Genomic DNA, 20,772 nt, shown 5'->3' on the forward strand with positions numbered 1-20,772 from the left:
GCATCCAGAGGACTAAACGCGTTCCAGGGCCGCCTCTTTCTCCCGGATCACCGGAAGCACGTGCTTCCCGAAGTACTCGACGTCCTCCAGGTAGTGCAGGAAGCCGAGCAGCAGCAGGTTCGCCCCGCGCTTCTTGTACTCGATGGCCCGGTCCGCGATCTGCTCGGGCGTGCCGATCAGCCCGGTGCGGAAGCCGTCGTTGTACTGCACCAGATCCTGGAACTCCGAGTCGGCCCACATCCCCTTCTTGTCCGATGTGGAGCTTCCCGCCTGCTTGACGGCATTGCGAAAGCCCTCGACGGCCTCGGTGTTCGCCTTCACGACGATCTCGCGCAGGACGGCCTTCGCCTCGCTCTCGGTCTCGCGGGCGATCACGAAGCCGTTGAGCCCGAAGCGGACGGCGTGGTCGTTCTTGGCCGCGTAGCCGCGGACTTCCGCGACCTGCTCGCTGAAACCGTCGAAGTCCTTGCCGTTGCTGAAGTACCAGTCGGAGACCCGGCCCGCGAGCTTCCGCGCCGCGGTGGAGTTGCCGCCCTGGAAGATCTCCGGATGCGGCCGTCCGACCGGTTTGGGTTTGATGTCGAAATCGTGGATCCGGTAGAAATCGCCCCCGAATTCGGCGTGGTCGCTGGTCCAAAGCTCCTTCAGCACCCGGATGAACTCTTCCGATCGACGGTATCGTTCATCGTGTTCGAGCCACGGTTCGCCGAGGTTGGTGAATTCGTCCTTGAACCATCCGCTGACCACGTTGACCGCCGCGCGACCGCCGGAGATCACGTCCGCGCTGGCGATGAACTTCGCGAGCACCCCGGGATGCCACAGTCCGGGATGGACCGCCGCGATCACCTTCAGCCGCTGCGTCGCGAGCAGCAGCGCGAGGCTGAACCCGGTCGATTCGTGCTGGTAGGCGGCACCGTAGCTGGCCGTGTAGCGGACCTGGCTCAGCGCGTACTCGAACCCGCTGTTCTCCGCGAGGACGGCGAGTTTTCGGTTGTACTCGTATCCCCAGTCGGTGCGCTGCTCGATGTCGCTGGTGACCAGGCCGCCGCTCACATTGGGGACCCAATAGGCGAATTTGAGTGGTTCGGATTCGATTCCCGGCATGTCGCGGAGTGAACCGCCGTGCGGGCGAAATCGTCAATCGGCGTCCACGCGCTGGGACCGGCCGAGCGCGGAACTCAATTCGGTGCGGCCGGTGATCCCCAGTTTCCGGTAGGCCCCGGACAAATGCAGTTCGACGGTGCGGCGGGTCAGATGCAGCGCCTCGGCGATCTCCCGGTTGGTGAGACCTTGTGACGCCATCAGCGCGACGCGGTACTCCTGTTTGGTGAGGCCGTGTTCGTTGTCCTTCGCCGTGGTGAGGCTGGCGCGCGCGTCCCGCAGCGCCTCGGCGGCCCGTCTCGCGAGCGGCCGCGCCCCGCAGTGCTTGCCCGACTGCGTGGCCATCCGCAGCGTGCCGATCGCCCTCTCGGCCTGCCCGTGCCGGGCCTGGAGCAGGCCGAGTTCGGTCAGCGCCTCTGCCAGCGCCAGTTTCGCGGTCGATCCGCCGAGGACGTCGACGGCCTTGGTGAGCAGGCGTTCGCCCTCCTCGCCGAGGCCGCTGTCGCGGACGAGCCCGGCGGTGGTCAGCGCGCCGCCGAGGATCCTCGGCGATCCCCAGCGCCCGGCGGCGTCGAGATCCTCCTCGGCGAGCCGGGCCGCCGCGTCGGTGCGCCCGAGCGCCAGCGCGGTGCGGGCGGCGTGCGCGCGCCACGGGGCGAAGCCGGGGAAGCGCATGCCGTGGTGTTCGAGACGGCGGCCACAGCCGCGCAGGTCTTCGTAGCCGAGCTCGGGCTCGCCGGTGGCCGCGCGGAGCCTGCCGCGGGCGTAGAGCAGGTAGTTGTGCGTGAAAAGTGCTTGTGTGGCGGCGAAATCGATTTTGTCCAGCACCGCTTCCGCGACGTCGTGGCGGCCGAGGTCGACCGAGACCTCGATCAATCTCGCCGCGCACAGCACCGCGATCGGGCACCGGCTGAGGGCGCCGCGTTCGTCGAACTGCCGCACCAGCGATTCGTAGTGGACACTCGCCCGCACCAGATCGCCGCCAGCCTGCACGGCGATCCCGCGGGCGAGGGTGGCCAGTGCCCCCTTCGGCACGTGGAAGTCCCACGGCAGGCGTTTCGTGTCGAGCACTTGGCAGAGCTTGTCGGTGAGCGCGGGCTCGTCGGCGAGCGCTGCCGTCGCGAGCGTGAAGAAGTAGGGCTGTTCGAACAGTTCGGGCTGCTCGCCGGACAACGCCTCCCCGAAATGCCGGACGGCGTCCGCCGAGGACTTCCCGCTGCGCACCGCGTCGAGCGCGAGCAGCCCCGACCGGCTCTGCTGCGCGGCGGGATCGTTCAGCGGTGCCCACTGCCGCTCGAAATCGCGGAAGTCCGGCGGTGGCCCGAGCCTGCTGCCCGCCTCGGCGAGATAGGTCATGCACAGCAGCGGCCAGACGGCGTCGGGCCCGCCCGTGTCGAGCCGGGCGGCGAACTGGCCGGCGGAGTTGATCGCCAGCCGCGCGTCCGGGCCGCAGCACAGCGAAAGGATCATGGCCGTCGCGACGAAGGCCGCGGTTTCGCGGTCGTCGATGTGGTCGATGGCCTCGCGCACCCTGGCCGGCGCCGAATCCGGGTCGCAGTGGAATTCCGCGTGCGCGAGCTGGAGCAGGATCGCCATCCGTTTGCGTTCGCTGAGCCGTTCTTCCAGCGCCCGCGACAGGAACCGGATGGAGAGCTCCGGGTCGCCCGCGACCACGGAGTGCCGCGCGGCGAGGCGCAGGACGTCGACCGCCCAAGGGATCCTGATCGCGGTCGCCTCAAGGAGATGCGCGCCGACGCGCTCCGGCGCGGCACCCGCGTCGTGCAGGAGCCGTGCCGCGCGGGCCTGGGTGACCGCCCTGGTGGTGAGCGGCATGTCGGCGAGCACCGAGTTGCGGACGAACCGGTAGGTCAGCGCCGGCCGGTGGCTGTTGCTCAGCAGGTGCACGCGCACCATCGTGTCGATGGCTTCCATCGCGGTGCTCTCGTCGACCCCGGCCAGCTGGGCCAGCAGGTCGAAACTCGCGTCCTCGCCGAGGATCGCGACGGCTTCGAGCATTTTCGGCGCGGCGGTGTACTCGTGCATGCGGACCCGCAGCACCTCGCCGATCATCGCCGACCCCGCGGCGTCCAGGTCCATCCCCGGGACCAGACGGCGGCCCAGCGCGCCGAGCAGGAACGGGTTGCCGCCGGTGACCTCGCGGCATTCCTCGGCGAATCGCCCGGGAGAGACACGAAGGAACTCGGCGACGTGCCGGGCGCCGAGCCCGCGCAACAGGATCGTCGCCGGAGTGCAGCCGGACATCTCCAGCAGCGCGACCTCGCCGGTCTGCACGTGGCCGACCAGCGAGGTCAGCACGACCATCACCGGCAGGTGCTCGACCCGGTGGCGGATGTAGGCGAGACAGCGCATCGACCACGGGTCGGCGAGGTGGATGTTGTCGATGCCGAGGAAGACCGGCCCCTGTTCGGCGGCGTGCCGGACGGCGTGGAAGAAGGCGTCGAGCGCCTCGGTCTGTTCCTCTTCGGTCCGGGGGCGGCGCTCCGGCAGCGATTCGGTGGCGTGCGGGGCACGCGGCCTCGGTGATCCGGGGACGGCGGGCGCGTGGGTGAGCCCCTCGATCAGCTGGCGGCCGACCCCGCCGCTCAGATGCGTCTCCAGCCGGGACGCGGTGGCGATCGCGACGGTGAACCCGGCCGCTTCCGCGAGCTCGCCCGCCGCGGTGAGCATCGACGACTTGCCCATGCCGAACTCGCCGACCACCACCGCGCTGACGGCCCGGCCGGCCAGGGCGGCCCGGAGCAGCCCGGTGATCGTGCCGAGTTCGCCGTCTCGGCCCAGCAGCCCTGCGGCGCGGCGCTTCGGTACCGAAGGCCCGCCGAAGGGGCTCTCGGGATTTACTTCGGTATGCACCGTAGAGACCTTCGTGTCGGGTTGCGGCAGACTACTCGAACGTAAGCGGTATCGGGAGTAATCGCTGGTCATCGAGGGGAGCACGGGTCGAGATGCGCGCATCCGACGAGATCCGCCGAAGCCGGCGGGACGACCGTTGCGACGACATCAGGGCCGCGACGACGCACGCCAGGAAGACCACCACGAGGTTGGCCGCGATCAGCGACAGCCGCCCGCAGCGCCGCGATGCGACGGGGGACAGGTAGCTCAGGTCGGCCTTGGCCAGCGCGTCCTCCACCGAAGCGAATTCCGCGACCTGGCGGCCGCAGCGCACGCAGCCCTTCAAATGTGTTTCGAAGGCGTGAGCCTCGGCTTGGTCCAGCACACCGAGTACGTACGCCGCCACATCGGTGTGTTTCACCTTTCGCTTCGTCATCGCGAACCCAGCTCTCCTAACGACCGCCGCAATGTCCTCATAGCCGCGTACAGCCGTGATTTGACCGTTCCCTCCGGGATTCCCAATATCACCGCCGCCTCCCGGACCGTATGCCCGGTCAGATACGTCTCGTAGATGACGGCCTGATATTTGCCGTCCAGATAGCGTAGTGCTTCGGAAATGACGAGCGCGGACAGCGACTGCTCGGTCCGATCCGCTATTTCGGCGCTTTCGGAACTGTCCAGCTCCACCTCCTGCGGGCGTGCGCGCCGGTTTCGCCAGCCGTCGATCACGATCCGCTTGGCGACCGTGAGCAGCCAGCCGCGCAGCATTCCCGGCTCACGGTTCAACGTGTCGGAATGCTGCCAGGCGCGAATCAGCGTCTCCTGTACGACGTCCTCCGTCCATTGCTGATCATGGCCGGTCAGGTACATCACCTGGTTGAACAGGGTTTCCCGGAAATCCTTGTACAGCAACGCGATCAGCTCGTCGGAAAGCTCGCTCGACCGAGCGTCGCCGCCGAGCCGGCATTCTCTGCCCACTGCTTCCATGAAGTTCGCGACCTCCCCAGCGGTGGAGGATTTCCCAGGTTCGTACACCGTAGCGCAGACTATCGCCGTGGGCCATGTGCAGTAGTGCTCTATTTACCATTAGTCGTCCGGTACGTATGTCGGCCGGAAACGGTTCTAAATATGTCGTGTGATGCACATCACACTGGGTATGGCGGCGTAGATCGAACCGGCCGCTCCGGTTCGCCGTACTCCCAGTGAGGCATATCTCGGACGGGGACGGGTGAAATGATCTATCGACTTCTCGGAGTGGTGATCGGCTGCATGGTGATATGGCTGGGAACGCCGGCCCATGCCTTCGCGGAAATCGACTCCCATGATCGGGAGCTCCTTGTCCGGGTACGCCAAGCCGGTTTGTGGGAAGGCCCGGTGAGCCGTCAGGCGGAACAGCGCGGGAGCGCCCAGCGGGTCCGCGAGGTCGGCCGCAAACTCGCCGACGACCACGACCGTCTCGACACGCAGGTCCGCGCACTCGCTTCGAAGGTCCGGGTCGAACTGCCCGGCGAACCCACCGCAGAACAGCGCTCGTGGGCCGACGAGATCACCGGTGCCGCCGGTGCCGACTTCGACCGGCTCTACGTCAACCGCGCCCGTGCCGCGCATGGGAGCATCTTCGGTCTCGCCTCCCACGTCCGGGCCGCCACCCGCGACGACGCGATGCGGTCGTTCGCCCAGACCGCCGTCGACACCGTCATGCGGCAGATGACCCTGCTCGAAAGCACCGGTATCGCCGAGACCACCTCGCTGATGGTCGCTCCGGGTGGCGGCAACGACCTCGACGGCGGCGACATCGCGCTCGGCATGCTCATGGTGGGGATCGCCGGCGGGGCGACCTTCGGGCTCGTGCGGTTTCTCGGCGTGCCGGGCGGGCGAGCATGACGGCCTCGCTCCTGGCGGTGATCCCGGCCCCGTCGCCGCACGACAGCGGGGTGCGGGACATCGCCGCCCTGTCGGCCCGGTTCGCCTACGTGACGATGTGCCTGACGCTGGTGTGGGGCGTGCTGAGCGCCACCGGCTGGATCAGGCGCGTCACCGGCCACGAGGCGTTGCGCGGCGGTCACGTCGTGTTCGCGACGTTCAGTCTCGCCACCGGCGCCGTCCACGGACTGTCCTATCTGTTCCTCGACGACGACTCGTTCGGTGTGCTCGCGCTGCTGATCCCGTTCGCGGGCGGCGGGGTAGCGCGGCACGCGGCGGGAGTCGTCGGGCTGGAGCTGTTCGTCGCCGTCTCGATCACCGCCGCGGTGCGCCGCGGGGTGACCGATCGCCGCGGGCAGCGGTTCCATCAGGCCGGCTACTTCGCGGTCGGCCTGCTGGCGATCCACTCCTGGCTCGGCGCGGCGGCGAACGGGAACCTCGCGACGGTCTGGCTCGGCGGGATCACCGTGCTCACCCCCGCCGTCGTGCTCACCGTGCTCCGGGTGCTCCCGCCGCGGGCGCTGGTGTGGCTGGGGCTGCTCGAAGGCGGCGCCGGCCGGGCGCGACCGGTCCGGATCTCCGTCGACGACAAGAAATGCCACCGCTACGCCATCTGCCAGGCCGAAGCGCCGAAGGTCTTCCAGCTCACACACGACGGCCAGCTGCACTACCTCCGGAAACCCGGGGCCAAACAGATGCCGCTCGTGCAAGCCGCGGCCAGAGCCTGTCCGATGCGGGCGATCCGATTACAGGGGGCGGAACGATGAGCGAACGGATCGTCGTGGTCGGCGGCGGGCTGGCCGGCCTGCGGTGCGCGGAACGGTTGCGGGAACTGCGGTTCGACGGCGAACTGGTGATCGTCGGCAACGAGCCGGAGCTGCCGTACCACCGCCCGGCGTTGTCGAAGCAACTGCTGACCGGAGCCACCCATCCGGCGGAAATGCTGCTCGCCCGGCCCGGCGAGATCGACGCCGAATGGCGGTTCAACACCCCTGCGACCCACCTGCAGCCGGGTCGCCAGGTCGTCCATCTGCCCGGGGCGGAGGAACTGCACTACGACGGACTCGTCATCGCCAGCGGCGTCGAACCGCGGCGCCTTTCCGGTGTGCCGCACGGACATCCGCGGGTGGTCGTCGTCAGGACACTCGCCGACGCCGCGGAACTGCGCGACAACCTGGTCGCCGACAGCGGGCCCGTCGCGGTGCTGGGCAGCGGGTTCATCGGCTGCGAGGTCGCCGCGAGCCTGCGCGAGATCGGCCGGGAGGTCACCATCGTCGGCCGGTCGGCGCATCTGCTCGGCGAGGTCGTCGGCAAGCACATCGGGCAGAAACTTTCGGCGCTGCACCGGTCGCGAGGGGTGCGGCTGGCGCTGGGCGCGTCCGTCGACAGCTGGCAGACCACGGCGAACGGCCTGCGGCTGCGCTCGTCCGACGGCTGGATCCTGGACGTCTCGTGCGTCGTCGTGGCCGTCGGGACCGTGCCGTCGATCTCGTGGCTGCGCGGCTCGAAGCTGCCGCTCGACGACGGCGTCGTCTGCTCGCCGACCTGTCACGTGCTCGGGATGGGCAACATGGTCGCCGCCGGTGACGTCGCGCAGTGGCCGAACCTGCGCTTCGACGAGACGCCGAGACGGGTCGAACACTGGCTCAACGCCGTCGAAATGGGCCGCGCGGCCGCGGAGAACCTGCTCGCCGGTCCGCAGGCATCGCGTCCGTTCGCGCCGGTGCCGCGGTTCTGGTCCGAACAGCACGGCATGCGGATCCAGGCGGGCGGCATCCCGAAGCTCGGCACCGACACCGTCGCGCTCGCTTCACCCGTCGGCGGTGAACGGCCCGTCACCGGATTCGTCCGCAAGGGGCGGCTCGTCGGTGTCGTCGGCCTCGACAGCCCGTCCGCCGTCCTCCACTGGACCAACGAGATCGCGGAGCAGAACCCCGTCAGCCACCCGGGAGAACAGGAGACGCCTGATGCGCCGATCGCGGTTGACCATGCTCGTCGTCATCGCGGCGCTCGTCGTGGGGGCCGCGATGTGGTGGCAGGCGGCTGAACCCGCGTCGCGGACGGCTCAGGCTCCGGTCACCGAAGCCCTCCCCAGCCCGCGGGTGCCGTCGTCCCCCGGTACCTCACCGCCCAGCACCCCGGCCGGCACGGGGCTCACCGCCGTCTACATGACCCGGATGGGGCAGGCCGTCCTCGACGAGACCGGTGCCGTCCTCTTCCGCTACGAACGCGACGATCCGCACAAGGCCCGCTCGGCGTGCCTCGGGGACTGCGCCGTCGTGTGGACGCCCGTCACGACCAGCGGCACGCCCTCGGTGACCGGCATCGACCCGGCGCTCGTCGACACCATCAAGCGTCCCGAAGGCGCCGAACAGGTGACCTTGGCGGGCTGGCCGCTCTACAAGTTCGCCAACGCGCGACCCGGCGAATGGACCGGCCAGGGCACCGACCACCTGTGGTTCGTCGTCCAGCCCGACGGGCGGCGCAACCTGAACTGCCTGCCCGGACCCGTGCAGTAGGATTCGCCGACGGACGAGTCGGCGGGGCGGCCGCGAGCCGGGAATCCGGTTCGAGGAAAGTCCGGACTCCACAGGGCAGGGTGGTTGTTAACGGCAACCCGGGGCGACCCGCGGGACAGTGCCACAGAAAACAGACCGCCTCCGTTCGCTTCGCGGGCGGGGGTAAGGGTGAAACGGTGGTGTAAGAGACCACCAGCGTCCTGGGTGACCAGGACGGCTAGGTAAACCCCACCCGGAGCAAGGCCAAGAGGGAGCCGCGAGGCTCCTGCGCAGGCGATCGAGGGCTGCCCGCCCGAGCCTGCGGGTAGGCCGCTCGAGCCCGCCGGCGACGGCGGGCCTAGATGGATGGCCGCCACCCGTGCCGCCGCAAGGCGGGGCGGGGACAGGATCCGGCTTACACGCCGGCTCGTCCGTACTTCTTTTTCTGGGCCGCGAAGTTCGTGAAGGTCGCTTTGAGAGACCCAGCGTCCCTCAAGGAGTCCTTCACGGAACCCGCGACGGGCACGCACGCCCCTGTGGCCGCCCAAGTACATGAAGGCCCCCTTCCTTGCGTCAGGCGCAAGGAAGGGGGCCTTCATGTACTCCCCGAGATGGGCGGTAGGCCCGTGAAGGCCTCCTTACCTACCTTGAGGGTAAGGAAGGAGGCCTTCACGGACTCCGGCGGCGGTGAGCGGTGGATCGGGGTGGTCGTGAGTGGCGTTTCGGGTTAGAACCCGAAACGCCACTCACGACCACCCGACCCACGCCCGACCTGCGGAAGTGATAGCAAAGGTCCCTTGCTCCCGCCGCCGCCCCTTCGGACGCTGCGCCCGTCACTACTTGTCGGTAGGCTGCCCTCATGGGTGAAGCGAGTCGCGTCACGGGACGGTTCCGCGGAACGTTCGATGTACTGCATTCCCTTACCTACTTCGCCCCCGAGACGGAAGCCGCGCTCACCGGCGTGGGTCTCCGCCCAGGGCGCATGACGTACTTCGCGGGCCGCGCGGCGCCGATGGGCGCGGTGGGGCCCGGCGTGGTCGCGGCGACCTTCTACAACTTCAACCCCGAACTCGTCGCCCGCCACATCCCGCGCGCGTGGACGCTGGCCACGCCCGAAAAGATCATCGAGGCCCGGTTCGAAGCCGTCGACGCGACGCTCACCCGGCTGCTCGGCAAGGAGACGCTCGGTTCCGAAGAGGTCGCCGAAGCGGCGGAGCTCGCCCGCGAGGCGACCGGCGGCTGCCAGGTCGACGGCCGTCCCCTGTTCGCCGGGCACGCGGGGCTCGACTGGCCGAGCGAGCCGCATCTCGTCCTGTGGCACGCCATCACCCTCCTGCGCGAGCATCGCGGCGACGGGCACATCGCCGCGCTCGTCGCCAACGGGCTCGACGGGCTCGCCGCCCTCGTCACGCACACCGCCACCGGCAAGGGGTTCCTGCCCGCCGCGGCCAAGGAGTCCCGCGGCTGGAGCGAACAGCAGTGGGACGACGCCGCGGCCAAACTCCGCGAGCAGGGCATCCTGGACGAACAGGGCGGCCTGACCGAGGCCGGGAACGATCTTCGCGAACGGCTCGAAGTCGCCACGAACGCGGCGTCGACGGGGGCGTGGGAGCGCCTCGGCGAGGAGAAGACGAAGCGGCTTCACGAGCTGTGCGGGCCTTTGAGCCGCCGGGCCGTCGAAGCGGGCGCTTTTCCCGCGAATGTGTTCTCCACGGGCCGATAATCACGCTATGTAGTGAAAATGCCGCCCCTGATTTCGCTTTGGGTAACGGAAGCGTGACTTTCGCTTGATCGGCACTCATGTTTTTTGTCGAATACGTGTTCACCCAGCGGACTCGGGAGAAGCCACCGAACGAGTCATGTCACACTGGTCGAGGCCGAAATCTCCGCGGCCGACCCGTACTCACAGTGAGCAAGATGCCTCGCAAGCGAGTGAGGCCGTCAGCACACTGCGAAATACGGGTGGCCGGGGTTAATCCAGACGACCCTTGCAACGATGATGGAGACCGAGGATGGTCGTGGTGCTGTGCCTCGCTCTGTGAACTGTAGACAAAACGACATCTACAGAGCGCGCTTTGACCACTACGCCTCGTGACGCCATGATGTTCGAAGCACCACCGAGCCAGAACCGCGCGATCCCCCTCTCCGCGCACCGGGAGTAATGCGATGATGACCATGACCACCCTCGACACGCTGGCCCAGGGCGGAGAGCTCGGCACCGGCAACGTCCGCACCTGGCTGATCGACAACATCATCCCCCTGGTGCTGCTGGCCGTCGCGCTCCTCCTGCTGTGGCTGGGCGGTGGCAAAGGGGACAACGCGGGTGTCATGCGCCGACTCGCCGGTGTCGTGATCGCGCTGGCGATCATCGGCCTGGCGGTGAGCGGCGCCGGAGTCAACGTGGGCCAGTGGATCGCCGGCCTCTTCACAGGCTGAGGGCTCGCGTTGCGTATCCGGACCGATGACGAGGTTTACCGGGTCGACGCCGTGTGGCTCGGCCCGCCGAAAGCGACTTTTCCCTGGAGAGCCCGCTATGTCGCGTGGCTCGTCGGTATCCCGGTCTTCCTGCTCGTGCTCACCGTCGAACGGTGGGCGGGCTGGAGCTTCGGGTTCTTCTCGACCGCCTGGGCCTTCGTCGCCACAATTGTGATCACCAGATTGATCACGGCCAAGATCAGCCACGAGCGCCCGCTGGGCGCCGTGGCCGCGATGGCGGCGAAAGAGCTCAACACACCAAGAGAACGGACCACGGGCACGGGTGGCGCCGCCAGCGCATCCCGCGTCCGGGTGCGGGCGAACCGCCCGCTACCGAAGCACCGCAGGAGACGGCAGTACCAGCACCACGGCTACGGCGGCGGCGCCGGAGCTCAGGGAACACCACGAGCGCGTCGGAGCCGCCCCGCGGCTCGGGCCGGGAGGTAGTCGTTGTTCGGTCGCGGCGGAAGCCGAGGAAAACGTGATCGAGATCTGCAGCAAGGGGCCTGGCACCCGCCCCAGCAGGTCCGCTCCGCGCAGCCCAAGAAGGCCGGCAAGGGGAGGAGGCTGCCCGGCGAGGCGGCCATACCCTCCTATACCCCGTCCATCGCGGCGCGAAGCATCGACGGGCACCTGTTACGCACCGGTTATGAGGTGTACGCCTGGTACCGGCTCGCGCCGCAGCGCTGGTCGTTCCGGTCGGACTCGCAGCGCCGCGACCTGATCGCGGCGATCGCCGGCCAGTACGCGGAGCTCCAGGGCCGCTGGCTGCACCTGCGCGTGACCAACCGGCCGTACCCGATCCGCATGTGGGCCGAGGCCCACGTGCACAACGCCGTCGGCCGTCCACAGGACGTCCAGGGCGCGCTGTCCTTCGACGACTACCTCATCGGCGAGCAGCAGCAGCTGATGGGCCGTTCGATGGCCGAAAAAGAGGTCTACCTCGGCGTCCAGGTGCAGACCAGGCGGATGATCGACCGCGCGGTCGAGAGCGCCGCCCCGGTGCTGCGCAAGATCCTGCCGGAGGCCGTCGACGCCGAGCTGGCCGCGCTCGACTCCGAGGTCGAGCACCTCGACCAGGTGATCGGCTCGGCCGGGCTCGAAGGCCGTCCGGTGCACGCCGAGGAGATGTCCTGGCTGATGCACCGGTCGTGCTCGCTGGGCCTGCCCGCGCCGCGCAACATGCCCGCGGTCCCCGGCGCGGCCTGGGAGCCCGAGGACCTCGCCAGCTTCACCGACGCGGCGGATTTCCACGCCGAGCCGTACGCGCCGACGGTGACCGTCCGTGGCCGCACGGGGTCGAACGCCGGGGTCTCGCGGCATCTCGCCGTCCTCACCGTCGGCCAGATGCACGGCCTGCAGATCCCCGAGGTCGACGACCCGTGGATCCAGCACGCGGACCGGCTGCCCGCCGCGGTCGAGGTGTCCGCGCGGATCTACGTCCGGCGCCCCGAAGAGGTCGCCGGTGAGCTGCAGCGCCAGATGAACAAGGTGCGTTCGCAGGTCAAGCACTATACCGACGAGCACGAGCTGGAGCCGCCGCAGTCACTGGCGCGCCAGGCGGGCCGGGTGCTGGAGATCGACGACGAGATGACGTCGGGCTTCACCGCGCTGGCCACCCGCGTGCGGTCGTGGTGGCGGCTCGCGGTGTCGGGGCCGACGGAGCGGGACGCGCTGCGCCTCGCCCAGCAGCTTCTCGACCTCTACAAGCCGAAGATCGCCGTCGAGCATCCCGAGGCCCAGTACGCGCTGGCCCGGGAGTTCATCCCCGGCGAGCCGCTGGCTTCGGCCGCGTACATGCGCCGCGGTTCGGTCGTGTGGGCGGCGTCGTCCGTGCCGACCGCGACGGCCGAGGTGGGCGACCGACGCGGCATCCTGCTCGGCGAGACGGTGACCGCGACCCGGCGCCCGGTGGCGTGGGACCCGTGGATGGCGCAGGAGATCCGCGACGGTTCCGGGCTGACGGCGATGGTCGCGGGCCTCGGTGGCGGTAAGTCGTTCCTCGGCGGCGGCATCGTCTACAAGACGCTCCGCGCGGGCGCGCACTGGACGATCCTCGACCCTTCGGGCCCGCTGTCGCGCCTGTGCGACCTGCCCGAGCTGCGTCCGTACGCCCGGCCGATCAACCTGCTCAACGCGCAGCCCGGCATCCTCAACCCGTACCGGGTGGTCGCCGAGCCGCAGCTCGAGCACTTCATGGACGAGGACGACCCCGAGCGCTCCTGGCGGCGGGAGAAGGCCCTCGCGGGCGCGACGCGCCGCCGTCTCGTGCTCGACGTCCTCACCGGCGTCCTGCCGTACGAGGTCTCGCGGATGGCGCAGACCCGGATCGTGCTGCTGCGCGCCGTCCGCGCGGTCGGCGGCCGGTTCGACGCCGACCCGGGCCAGGTCATCGACGCGCTGCGGCGCGACTCCAGCGAGCACCACGAGCACGCCGTCGTCGTCGCGGACTTCCTCGACGAGATGCGCGAGCGGATGGCGCTGCTCATCCCGGAAAGTGACGCGGACCCGTACGCCGAGACCCGCGACGACCGGATGACCGTGCTGACCATGGCGGGGCTGACCCTGCCCAAGGACGGCGTCCCGCGCGAGTACTGGACGGACGCGGAATCCCTCGGCGTCGAGATGCTGAACCTCGCCGCGTGGCTGACGCAGCGGTCGGTGTACGAGAAGCCGAAGGAATTGCGCAAGGGCGTCTGGATCGACGAGGCGTTCTTCCTCTCCGAGGTCCCGACCGGCCGCGTGCTGATGAACCGCTTCGCGCGTGACTCGCGCAAGTGGAACGTCCGGGTGCTGCTGTCCTCGCAGATCCCCGCGGACTTCCTGAAGATCCAGGGTTTCGTGGCGCTGCTGGACTCGGTGTTCGTCGGCCGTCTCGACGACGACGACGCCCAGGCCGACGCGCTGCGCCTGCTGAAGGTCCCGGTCGGTGTCGGCTACGAACAGGTCGTCGCGGCGCTGGGCCGCCGCCCCGGGTCGTCACGCGATCTCCAGCGCGACGTCGAGCCGCGGCAGTTCATCTTCGGTGACGGCGCCGGCGGCGTGGAGCGGATCCGCGTCGACTTCTCCGGCCCGCACCTGGAGCACCTGCGCCGGGTCATGGACACCACCCCGGGTTCGCCCGACGCCAAACCGTCCAGGCCGGGCAACGAGCTCGCCGTCCCGGAGGAGAAGCCGTTCGTGGCTTCGCCGCCGGAGGAGGACGACTTCGAGCTCGAAGAGGACCTCGAACTCGCGGCCGAACTCGAGGTCGGCCTCACCGACGAGCAGATGCTGGGCGCCCCGGACCCGCTCGCCGCGGAGACGGGCGAGGTCCAGGGTGCTGTCCAAAATGGACATAACGGTAGCGGTGGTCAAGGCGAGCACGCGCGCGCCGGCAAGGGTGGCACCGGCAGGGATGCCGCATGAACACGGTGCTCACCCTGGCGTTCGTTCTCGCGTTCGCCGCCGGCTGGCACGCGCTGCGCCGCCGTCTCAAAGAGGGGCCGCGGCCCGGCAAGACCAGACCCAGCCGCCGCGCGACGATGTTCGTCGTCATGGTGATCCTGGGTCTGCAGGCCGTGGCGACCGCTCCGGCGGCGTCGGCCGCGGCGTGTGGTGAGGCACCGAACCCGGAACGTCCGGGCGCGGGCATGGTCGGCGCGCTCGACCCGCCCGCCACCGCTCGCGGTGAAGGCGGCAGCCCGTACAACGTCTACGGGTACGCCGGACACGTCTGGGACACCTTCGAAACCGACTGCGGCCCGCTCGCGGGCATCACCTCGCCGAACTCGACCATCGACACCTGGGCGGGCAACCAGCTGTTCAACATCGGCAAGAACATCGTCGGTGCCACGAACTCGCTGCACTACACCGTGCTGCAGGGCAGCCTGCTCAGCCCGCTGTACAACGCCGTCAAGGCCGGGGCCGAGAAGGTCTACAACAACATCTACGCGCAGCTGTTCGGGCTGGCCGCGTTGATCATGTCGATCATGTTGTTCCGCAACATCTGGCGCGGCGATCTCGCGGCGGTCAGCAAACGGGCGCTCTACGGGCTCGCCGCGGTCTGGCTGGCCGCGTCCTCCTTGGCGCTGCTGAGATTCCTCGATCCGATCGACAACGCGATCGTGCAGACCACGACCAACATCCAGGCCGGGTTCATCGACGAGGCCAAGACGCCGCCGCCGTCCCAGCCGCAGCCGCCCGCCGCGCAGCCGTGTCAGGCGACTCCCGAGGCCGTGGCCGCGCGCCAGCCGTGGGACCGGGTCCCGACCGAGCTGCACTGCCGGGTCGTCTACGACAACTGGCTCCGCGGCGAATTCGGCAGCCCGGACTCGCCGCAGGCGATCCAGTACGGTCCGGCGCTCCTGGACGCGCGGGCGTTCACCTGGGGTCAGATCCAGCAGGGCGGCGACGCCGACGCCGCGCTGGTCGACTCCAAGAAGGCGGCGTTCAAGGACATCTCCACCAAACTCGGCCCGGCGACCGGGTACTTCACCGGTGAGGACGGCAGCCGCGTCGGCGCCGGTTTCCTTTCGCTGGGCCAGGGGATTTTCTACTCGCTGTTCCAGCTGCTGGCCAAGGCGACGGTGCTGCTCGCGCAGGTGCTGATCAGGATCTTCGTCCTGACGGCTCCGCTGATCGGCCTGATCGCGCTGCTCCAGCCGCAGATCATGCAGCGCATCCTGAAGGTCGTCGGCGCGGTCGCCTTCAACCTCATGGTGCTCTCGGTGCTGGCCGGGGTGCACACCCTCCTGCTGGAGGCGATCTTCACCGCGGGGAACTCGCTGTCCCTGCTGACGAAGATGGTGCTGGCCGCGATCATCACCGTCCTGCTGTTCATGGTCGGCCGTCCCGTGCGGCGGCTGTGGCAGATGGTCGAGATGTCCGTCGGCATGGTCGGCGGCGCGATGCCTTCACCGCGTGGCGGGCTCTTCTCCCGCTTCCGCAAGAAGAACAACGAGCCGACCCCGCAGGACGCGTTCTGGCAGAACGTCCGCGACACCGACGACGTCGTCGACGGCGACCTCCGCGGCCCCGTCGGCGCGACGGTCGGCGGCGGGCGGTTCCGGCCCGAGGCGACGATCTTCGCCAGCTCCCAGCGGCTCGACAACGGTTCCGGCGCCATCCGCCCCGCGGCGGCGTGGTCGGGAGCGCCTTGGCCGGGTGCCGTCGGCGGTGGCGGCGGTATGCCCGCGCTGCCCGCCGGTGGTGGCGGAGGCGTTCCCGTGTTCGGCCAGTACAACCCGTCGGCGGGCAACCCCGGCGACTCGATGTTCACCTCCGGCGGCCGGAGCCCGATCCAGGTGCCGAGCCGCCGGGTCGACACCTCGCCGGTCGCCGACCGGCGCTGGAGCGACGAACCCGAACCGGTCGTGGTGCCGTCGCGGATGAACACCGCGGGCGGCGGTTACACGACGCCGGACCACTCGGGTGCCGTTCCGGTGCAAGCCGGCCCGTCCACTCCGCGTCCTCGGCGCGTCGACCCCGAAGTCGTCGCGGGCAAGCCGGTCTTCGTGCTGTACCGGCCTTCGCGCGGGCTCGAGGTCCGCGAGGAAGTCCGCGACACAGACCACGCAGTGGGCCGGTGACCCATGCCGATTCGGACCAACCGCGGGCGGACCGCGGTCTACCGCAGACTGTGGGGCTGGCCATTGCGCTCGCCCCGCCACCTCGTCGGCACGCTGGTGATCCTCGCGGTCGTGCTCACCGCCTTGGGCATCCTGCTGCCCAAGGCCATCGGAAAACCGGGACCGACGGCCGGTGGGCCGGGTTCATCGGCGACAGCCACCTCACGCCCCGGCGTCGCGGCGCCGGTGACCGTGACGTCGACGTTGCCGCCGAGGCTCACCACCCAGCCGCCGCCGTCGTCCGCGCCACCTGACCAGGACGGTGTCCGGGTCGCCAAGGAGTGGGTGACGGCATGGGCGAACCATCCCGACGGAACGACGACCGAACAGTGGCTGAGCGGCCTGAAGCCGTACACCACCGACGAGTTCTGGTCCACGGATCTGCGGACGGTGGATCCCGCCAACATCACCGCGACCAGGGTCAACGGGGAGCCGAAGGTCGCGTCCTCGGTCGCCGGGTCGATGGAGGTCGACGTCCCGACGGACGGGCCCAAGGTCCGGGTCACCGTCGTCAAGACGAACCCGGGATGGCGGGTCACCAAGTTCACCCAAGCGGGCTGACCCGATGAAGATCGGGCTCATCGTCGGTGTGCTGATCACCGCGGTCTTCGCCGCGGTGGTCACCACGAGCACGGTCACCAAGGTGGTGACCGACCATGTGGAGGCGCAGTCGGGCGGGGTCGTCAAGACCTCGTGCGACGCGTCGATCGGGCCGACCCTGCCGGGACAGGCCGATCGCGGTTCTTCCGACATCAACAAGCTGGACGAGGAACAGAAGGGGATCGTCGCGCTGATCATCTCGATCGGCAAGCAGCGCTCGCTCTCCCCGCGCGCGTGGCAGGTGGCGATCCAGGCCGGGATGACCGAGTCCAAGCTGCGGAACCTGACCTACGGCGACCGCGACTCGCTCGGCATCTTCCAGATGCGGCCGTCGATGGGCTGGGGCACCGTCGCCCAGGTCACCGACCCGCCTTACCAGGTCAACAAGTTCTACGACGTCCTGCTCGCGGTGCCGAACTGGGAGAACATGCGGCCCGGCGACGCCGCGCAGCGCGTCGAGCGCTCCGGCTTCCCCGACCGGTATCACAACTGGGAGCCGATGGCCGCCCTCCTCGTGCAGAACGAGGGCCAGATCGTCGACGTCGTCGGCTGCGGCACGAGCGTCGGCAGCGTGGTGCCGCCGAGCCAGGCGGCCGCGCAGGCCATCAAGTTCGCCCTCGCCGAGCAGGGGAAGCCGTACGTCTGGGGCGCCACCGGACCGAACAGCTACGACTGTTCCGGGCTGATGCTGCGGGCCTACGAGTCGGCGGGGATCATCATTCCGCGGGTTTCGCGTGACCAGTACAAGGGCGGCGCGATGCTGCCGGTGCGGCAGGCGCAGCCGGGTGACCTGCTGTTCCTCGCCACCGTGCCGTCGAACCCGGCGACCATCCACCACGTGATGATGTACCTGGGCGACGGCAAGATCGTCGAGGCGCAGCAGACCGGGGTGCCGGTGCACATCCGCGACTTCTCCTTCGACGAGGCCGAAGTGGTCGCGCAGGCGGTCCGTCCTGGCGTTTAGCATGGTGAGCGCGTGGTATCGCGATCGCGGGACCATCGGATTCACCCGAAGTGGCGGCCTGTCCACCGGCACGCGGCCGCACACTGGCAGAGGATGAAGAACGTGGCACGGAAATTCGGAAGGCGAGGCAAGCCCGCGGCGGGAGGCGGCCCGGAGGTCGACCCCCGCGATCTTTTCGGCACCGCCCAGCCCGCACGGCAGGCGGCGCGGCCGGCGTCGAGCACGCCGCTGGCCGACCAGCTGAACCAGGGCTGGCCGGGTGTCGATCCCGGTTACGTCGTGTTGCCGCGTTCGCTGGCCGAGGGGATGTCGCTGCCCTGGCAGCAGCAGATGGCCGCGCTGCTGGCCCAGTTCCACCAGGAGAACGCCCGGCTCGCCTGGCCGATCTACCGGGTGGTCCCGTCGCGCTACGAAAAGCTCGTCGATCTCGACGAGGAGCAGCTGGCGGAGGCCGGCTACCTGGTCGAGATGGACACCGAAGGCGAGATGATCTACCGCGAGCGCAGCGGCCGGAAGGTCGAGGACCCGGCGAACACGACGGTGCTCGTCTCGTGCCTGGACCCGATTCCGAAGCCTGCGCAGCGTCAGGCGCCTCCGCCGCCTGCGCAGGCCGCGCCGCCCGCGACCGGGCAGCCGCCTCGCGCTCCGGCGCCGATGAACATCGGGCCCGCGCCGGTGTGGCGTACGGTCGCGCCGCCTCCGGGGCCGCCCGCGCCGCCGTTGCCGGGCAATCAGGGGATGGCCGCGCCCGCGCCGCAGGCTCCCGCGCCTCAAGCACCGTCCCCGCAGGCTTCTGCGTCTCAGGCGCCTGCCCCGCAAGCGCCTGCACCTCAGTCGCCTGCGCCTCAAGCACCGGCCCAGCAGCCTGCCGTGCCCCAAGCACCCGCTCCTCAGCCGCCGTCGGCCCAGCCGCCGCTACCTCAGCCCACCCGGACCCAGCCGCCGCCCGGAAACCACACGCCGCCGCCCGTGAGCGCGCCGCCTTCCACCCCGGAAGCCCCGTCCGCTGCCGCGCCCTCGCAAGCCGAGCCGGAGCCGCCCGTGACGCCGCCGTCGTCCGCGATGCCCCCGGCTCCTCCGTCGACGCAGCCGGTATCGCCTCCGCCGGGAATCCCCGTGGCGCTCGAACCGGCGACCCCGCCGCGCGGCGTCCCGATGCACCGGGGCTGGTTCGACGAACTCGGTGAGAACGTGCCGGAAAGCTCGAAGGTGGATCCGCCCGAAGGCGGCGAGTTCGGCCCGACCGGCGATCCCACGGAGATCCCCTACCGCTATCGCAAGTGATGACAGGACGTCCGGGTGATGTCAGGCTTGACCCATGTCGAGCGACCCGAACCCGGATCAGGGCTGGTACTTCAACACCAAGACGAACCAGGTCGAGCACCTGGAACGAGGCCGGAGCATCGACCTCCTGGGCCCGTACCCGGACGAGGCGACGGCCCGGCGCGCCCTGGAGATCGCCAAGGAACGCACGAAGCAGGCCGACGCCGAAGACGCCAAGTGGAACGGCGACTGACCCTCGTGAGTGGTCAGGACGGTTAGAACCGTCCTGACCACTCACGAGCACCTGCGCCGGCCGCTCGCCCCACCTCCGCGCACGTTGCGAAAGCCACTTTCGCAACCTTCAACGTTGCGAAAGTGGCTTTCGCAACGTGCCGCACCGCGGCTCAGGCGTCCTGGCGGGCCAGCGCCGGTCCGAGCACGAACTCCGGGTCCACCTGCGCGGTGAGGTCTTCCCCGGCCCGCCCGCTGCCCCACGCCCGCGCGTTGCGGAGGTGGAACTCGACGCCCTGACGCTGGTAGCGCGCCCAGTCGCGCCGCTCGCCGTCGACGGTCGCGAGCATCGAGCCCAGCGTCGTGAGGTTGTGCGGCTCGAGTTCGCCGATCGGGCGCGCGCGGCCGCGTTCGGCGGCGCGGACGTGCCGCGAGTTCTCCATCCAGCCCAGGAGGGCGTCGCCGACCTCTTCGCGCAGGAACTCGATGTCCTCGTCTTCGGTGACCTTGTTGCCCACGACGACCAGCCGCACCCCGAAGTCGCGCGCGTAGTCGGCGTACTGCCGGTACACGCCGACGCTGCGCACGGTCGGCTCGCACACCAGGAACGTCACGTCGAACCGCGTGAACAGCCCGGACGCGAACGCGTCGGCACCGGCGGTCATGTCCATGACCACGTACTCGCCCGCGTCGTCGATCATGTGGTTCAGCAGCAGCTCCGCCGCTCCGACCTTCGAGTGGTAGCAGGCGACACCCAGATCGTCCTCGTCGAACTGCCCGGTGACGCCGAGCCGCACACCGCCGAACTCGCGGAAGCAGGCCTGGAAGATCGGGTTGTCCTCGAACGGCCGGACCAGCCGCGACCCGCGCCCCGGCGGCGTCGTCTTGATCATCGAGGCGGCGTCCGCGATCCGCGGGTTGTCGCCGCGCAGGTACTCCTTGATCAGGCCCATGTTGTCGCCCAGCGTCGGCCACGCGATGGCCTCTTCCTCACTCGCGCCGAGCGCGACGGCGAGGTGCTGGTTGATGTCCGCGTCGATCGCCAGAACCGGTTTCCCGCCGCCGGCCAGGTACGCGGTGAACAGCGACGCCAGCGTGGTCTTCCCGCTGCCGCCCTTCCCGACGAACGCGATCTTCACGCCACGGCCCTTCCTGTCGTTTTGAAAAGGGTATCGGTTTTCATTTCGGTCCGTAACGTACACCCGACCGGCCCGCACCCGAACGGGCGATCAACGGCGCCGGATCGGGATAGGGTTGG

At 69.6% G+C, this 20,772-nt stretch carries 18 protein-coding genes and 1 other RNA gene; 14 read left to right on the forward strand and 5 right to left on the reverse strand.

All coding sequences use genetic code 11. From position 1 onward, the window contains the following. Window positions 1–12 precede the first annotated feature (12 nt). Genes sfnG through ACZ1DY_RS06520 form a run of 4 tightly spaced genes read right to left on the reverse strand, consistent with a single transcriptional unit; the run spans window position 13 to window position 4,938 of the window. Entirely contained in the window at window positions 13–1,104 is a 1,092-nt protein-coding gene (gene sfnG, locus ACZ1DY_RS06505) for a dimethylsulfone monooxygenase SfnG (protein ID WP_465483862.1), read from the reverse strand. A gap of 33 nt (window positions 1,105–1,137) precedes the next feature. Beyond that, window positions 1,138–3,972, reverse strand: a complete 2,835-nt coding sequence (locus ACZ1DY_RS06510; RefSeq protein ID WP_465483863.1) for a BREX system ATP-binding domain-containing protein — start codon at window positions 3,970–3,972, stop codon at window positions 1,138–1,140. A gap of 31 nt (window positions 3,973–4,003) precedes the next feature. Next, window positions 4,004–4,387, reverse strand: a complete 384-nt coding sequence (locus ACZ1DY_RS06515) for a zf-HC2 domain-containing protein (RefSeq protein WP_126736540.1) — start codon at window positions 4,385–4,387, stop codon at window positions 4,004–4,006. Next, window positions 4,384–4,938 carry a sigma-70 family RNA polymerase sigma factor gene (locus ACZ1DY_RS06520; protein ID WP_192746918.1) on the reverse strand — a complete coding sequence of 185 codons (555 nt, stop codon included), beginning with the start codon at window positions 4,936–4,938 and terminating at the stop codon, window positions 4,384–4,386. The genes ACZ1DY_RS06515 and ACZ1DY_RS06520 overlap by 4 nt, the downstream gene beginning before the upstream one ends. Window positions 4,939–5,184: 246 nt before the next feature. Between ACZ1DY_RS06520 and ACZ1DY_RS06525 the strand changes: the two genes are divergently transcribed. The 14 genes from ACZ1DY_RS06525 (at window position 5,185) to ACZ1DY_RS06590 (ending at window position 19,536) form a co-directional block, all read left to right on the forward strand. Further along, complete coding sequence (locus ACZ1DY_RS06525; RefSeq protein WP_257488973.1) at window positions 5,185–5,835, forward strand: DUF4142 domain-containing protein; 651 nt, start codon at window positions 5,185–5,187, stop codon at window positions 5,833–5,835. After that, the gene (locus tag ACZ1DY_RS06530) at window positions 5,832–6,641 is read left to right on the forward strand and encodes a ferredoxin (RefSeq protein WP_257488972.1); all 810 of its coding nucleotides are present in this window, start codon (window positions 5,832–5,834) and stop codon (window positions 6,639–6,641) included. The genes ACZ1DY_RS06525 and ACZ1DY_RS06530 overlap by 4 nt, the downstream gene beginning before the upstream one ends. After that, window positions 6,638–7,921, forward strand: a complete 1,284-nt coding sequence (locus ACZ1DY_RS06535; protein ID WP_465483864.1) for an NAD(P)/FAD-dependent oxidoreductase — start codon at window positions 6,638–6,640, stop codon at window positions 7,919–7,921. The genes ACZ1DY_RS06530 and ACZ1DY_RS06535 overlap by 4 nt, the downstream gene beginning before the upstream one ends. Continuing rightward, complete coding sequence (locus tag ACZ1DY_RS06540; RefSeq protein ID WP_465483865.1) at window positions 7,842–8,393, forward strand: COG4315 family predicted lipoprotein; 552 nt, start codon at window positions 7,842–7,844, stop codon at window positions 8,391–8,393. The genes ACZ1DY_RS06535 and ACZ1DY_RS06540 overlap by 80 nt, the downstream gene beginning before the upstream one ends. A gap of 14 nt (window positions 8,394–8,407) precedes the next feature. After that, window positions 8,408–8,806, forward strand: an RNA gene (gene rnpB / locus ACZ1DY_RS06545) — RNase P RNA component class A. A 425-nt stretch (window positions 8,807–9,231) separates the two neighbouring features. Next, window positions 9,232–10,095: an SCO6745 family protein gene (locus ACZ1DY_RS06550; protein ID WP_465483866.1), complete on the forward strand. Its 864-nt coding sequence runs from the start codon at window positions 9,232–9,234 to the stop codon at window positions 10,093–10,095. 443 nt (window positions 10,096–10,538) lie between these two features. Continuing rightward, the gene (locus ACZ1DY_RS06555) at window positions 10,539–10,808 is read left to right on the forward strand and encodes a hypothetical protein (protein WP_126736535.1); all 270 of its coding nucleotides are present in this window, start codon (window positions 10,539–10,541) and stop codon (window positions 10,806–10,808) included. Window positions 10,809–10,817: 9 nt separating this feature from the next. After that, window positions 10,818–11,294: a hypothetical protein gene (locus ACZ1DY_RS06560; protein WP_076153445.1), complete on the forward strand. Its 477-nt coding sequence runs from the start codon at window positions 10,818–10,820 to the stop codon at window positions 11,292–11,294. A gap of 3 nt (window positions 11,295–11,297) precedes the next feature. Further along, window positions 11,298–14,255, forward strand: a complete 2,958-nt coding sequence (locus ACZ1DY_RS06565) for an ATP-binding protein (protein ID WP_126736534.1) — start codon at window positions 11,298–11,300, stop codon at window positions 14,253–14,255. After that, window positions 14,252–16,417 carry a magnesium transporter gene (locus ACZ1DY_RS06570; protein WP_465483867.1) on the forward strand — a complete coding sequence of 722 codons (2,166 nt, stop codon included), beginning with the start codon at window positions 14,252–14,254 and terminating at the stop codon, window positions 16,415–16,417. Before ACZ1DY_RS06565 ends, ACZ1DY_RS06570 begins: the two co-directional genes overlap by 4 nt. A 3-nt stretch (window positions 16,418–16,420) precedes the next feature. Further along, on the forward strand, window positions 16,421–17,017 hold the full coding sequence (locus tag ACZ1DY_RS06575; protein ID WP_126736532.1) for a hypothetical protein: 597 nt from the start codon (window positions 16,421–16,423) through the stop codon (window positions 17,015–17,017). A 4-nt stretch (window positions 17,018–17,021) separates the two neighbouring features. Continuing rightward, entirely contained in the window at window positions 17,022–18,020 is a 999-nt protein-coding gene (locus ACZ1DY_RS06580) for a C40 family peptidase (protein WP_465483868.1), read from the forward strand. A 102-nt stretch (window positions 18,021–18,122) separates the two neighbouring features. Continuing rightward, window positions 18,123–19,304, forward strand: coding sequence for a hypothetical protein (locus ACZ1DY_RS06585; RefSeq protein ID WP_465483869.1), 1,182 nt, complete (start codon window positions 18,123–18,125; stop codon window positions 19,302–19,304). A 34-nt stretch (window positions 19,305–19,338) separates the two neighbouring features. Then, complete coding sequence (locus ACZ1DY_RS06590; RefSeq protein ID WP_007035345.1) at window positions 19,339–19,536, forward strand: hypothetical protein; 198 nt, start codon at window positions 19,339–19,341, stop codon at window positions 19,534–19,536. A gap of 151 nt (window positions 19,537–19,687) precedes the next feature. Here the strand turns inward: ACZ1DY_RS06590 and ACZ1DY_RS06595 are convergent, their stop codons facing one another. After that, window positions 19,688–20,653 carry an ATP-binding protein gene (locus tag ACZ1DY_RS06595; RefSeq protein ID WP_257488966.1) on the reverse strand — a complete coding sequence of 322 codons (966 nt, stop codon included), beginning with the start codon at window positions 20,651–20,653 and terminating at the stop codon, window positions 19,688–19,690. Window positions 20,654–20,772 lie beyond the last annotated feature (119 nt).

Source organism: Amycolatopsis sp. PSD-21, assembly GCF_055561455.1.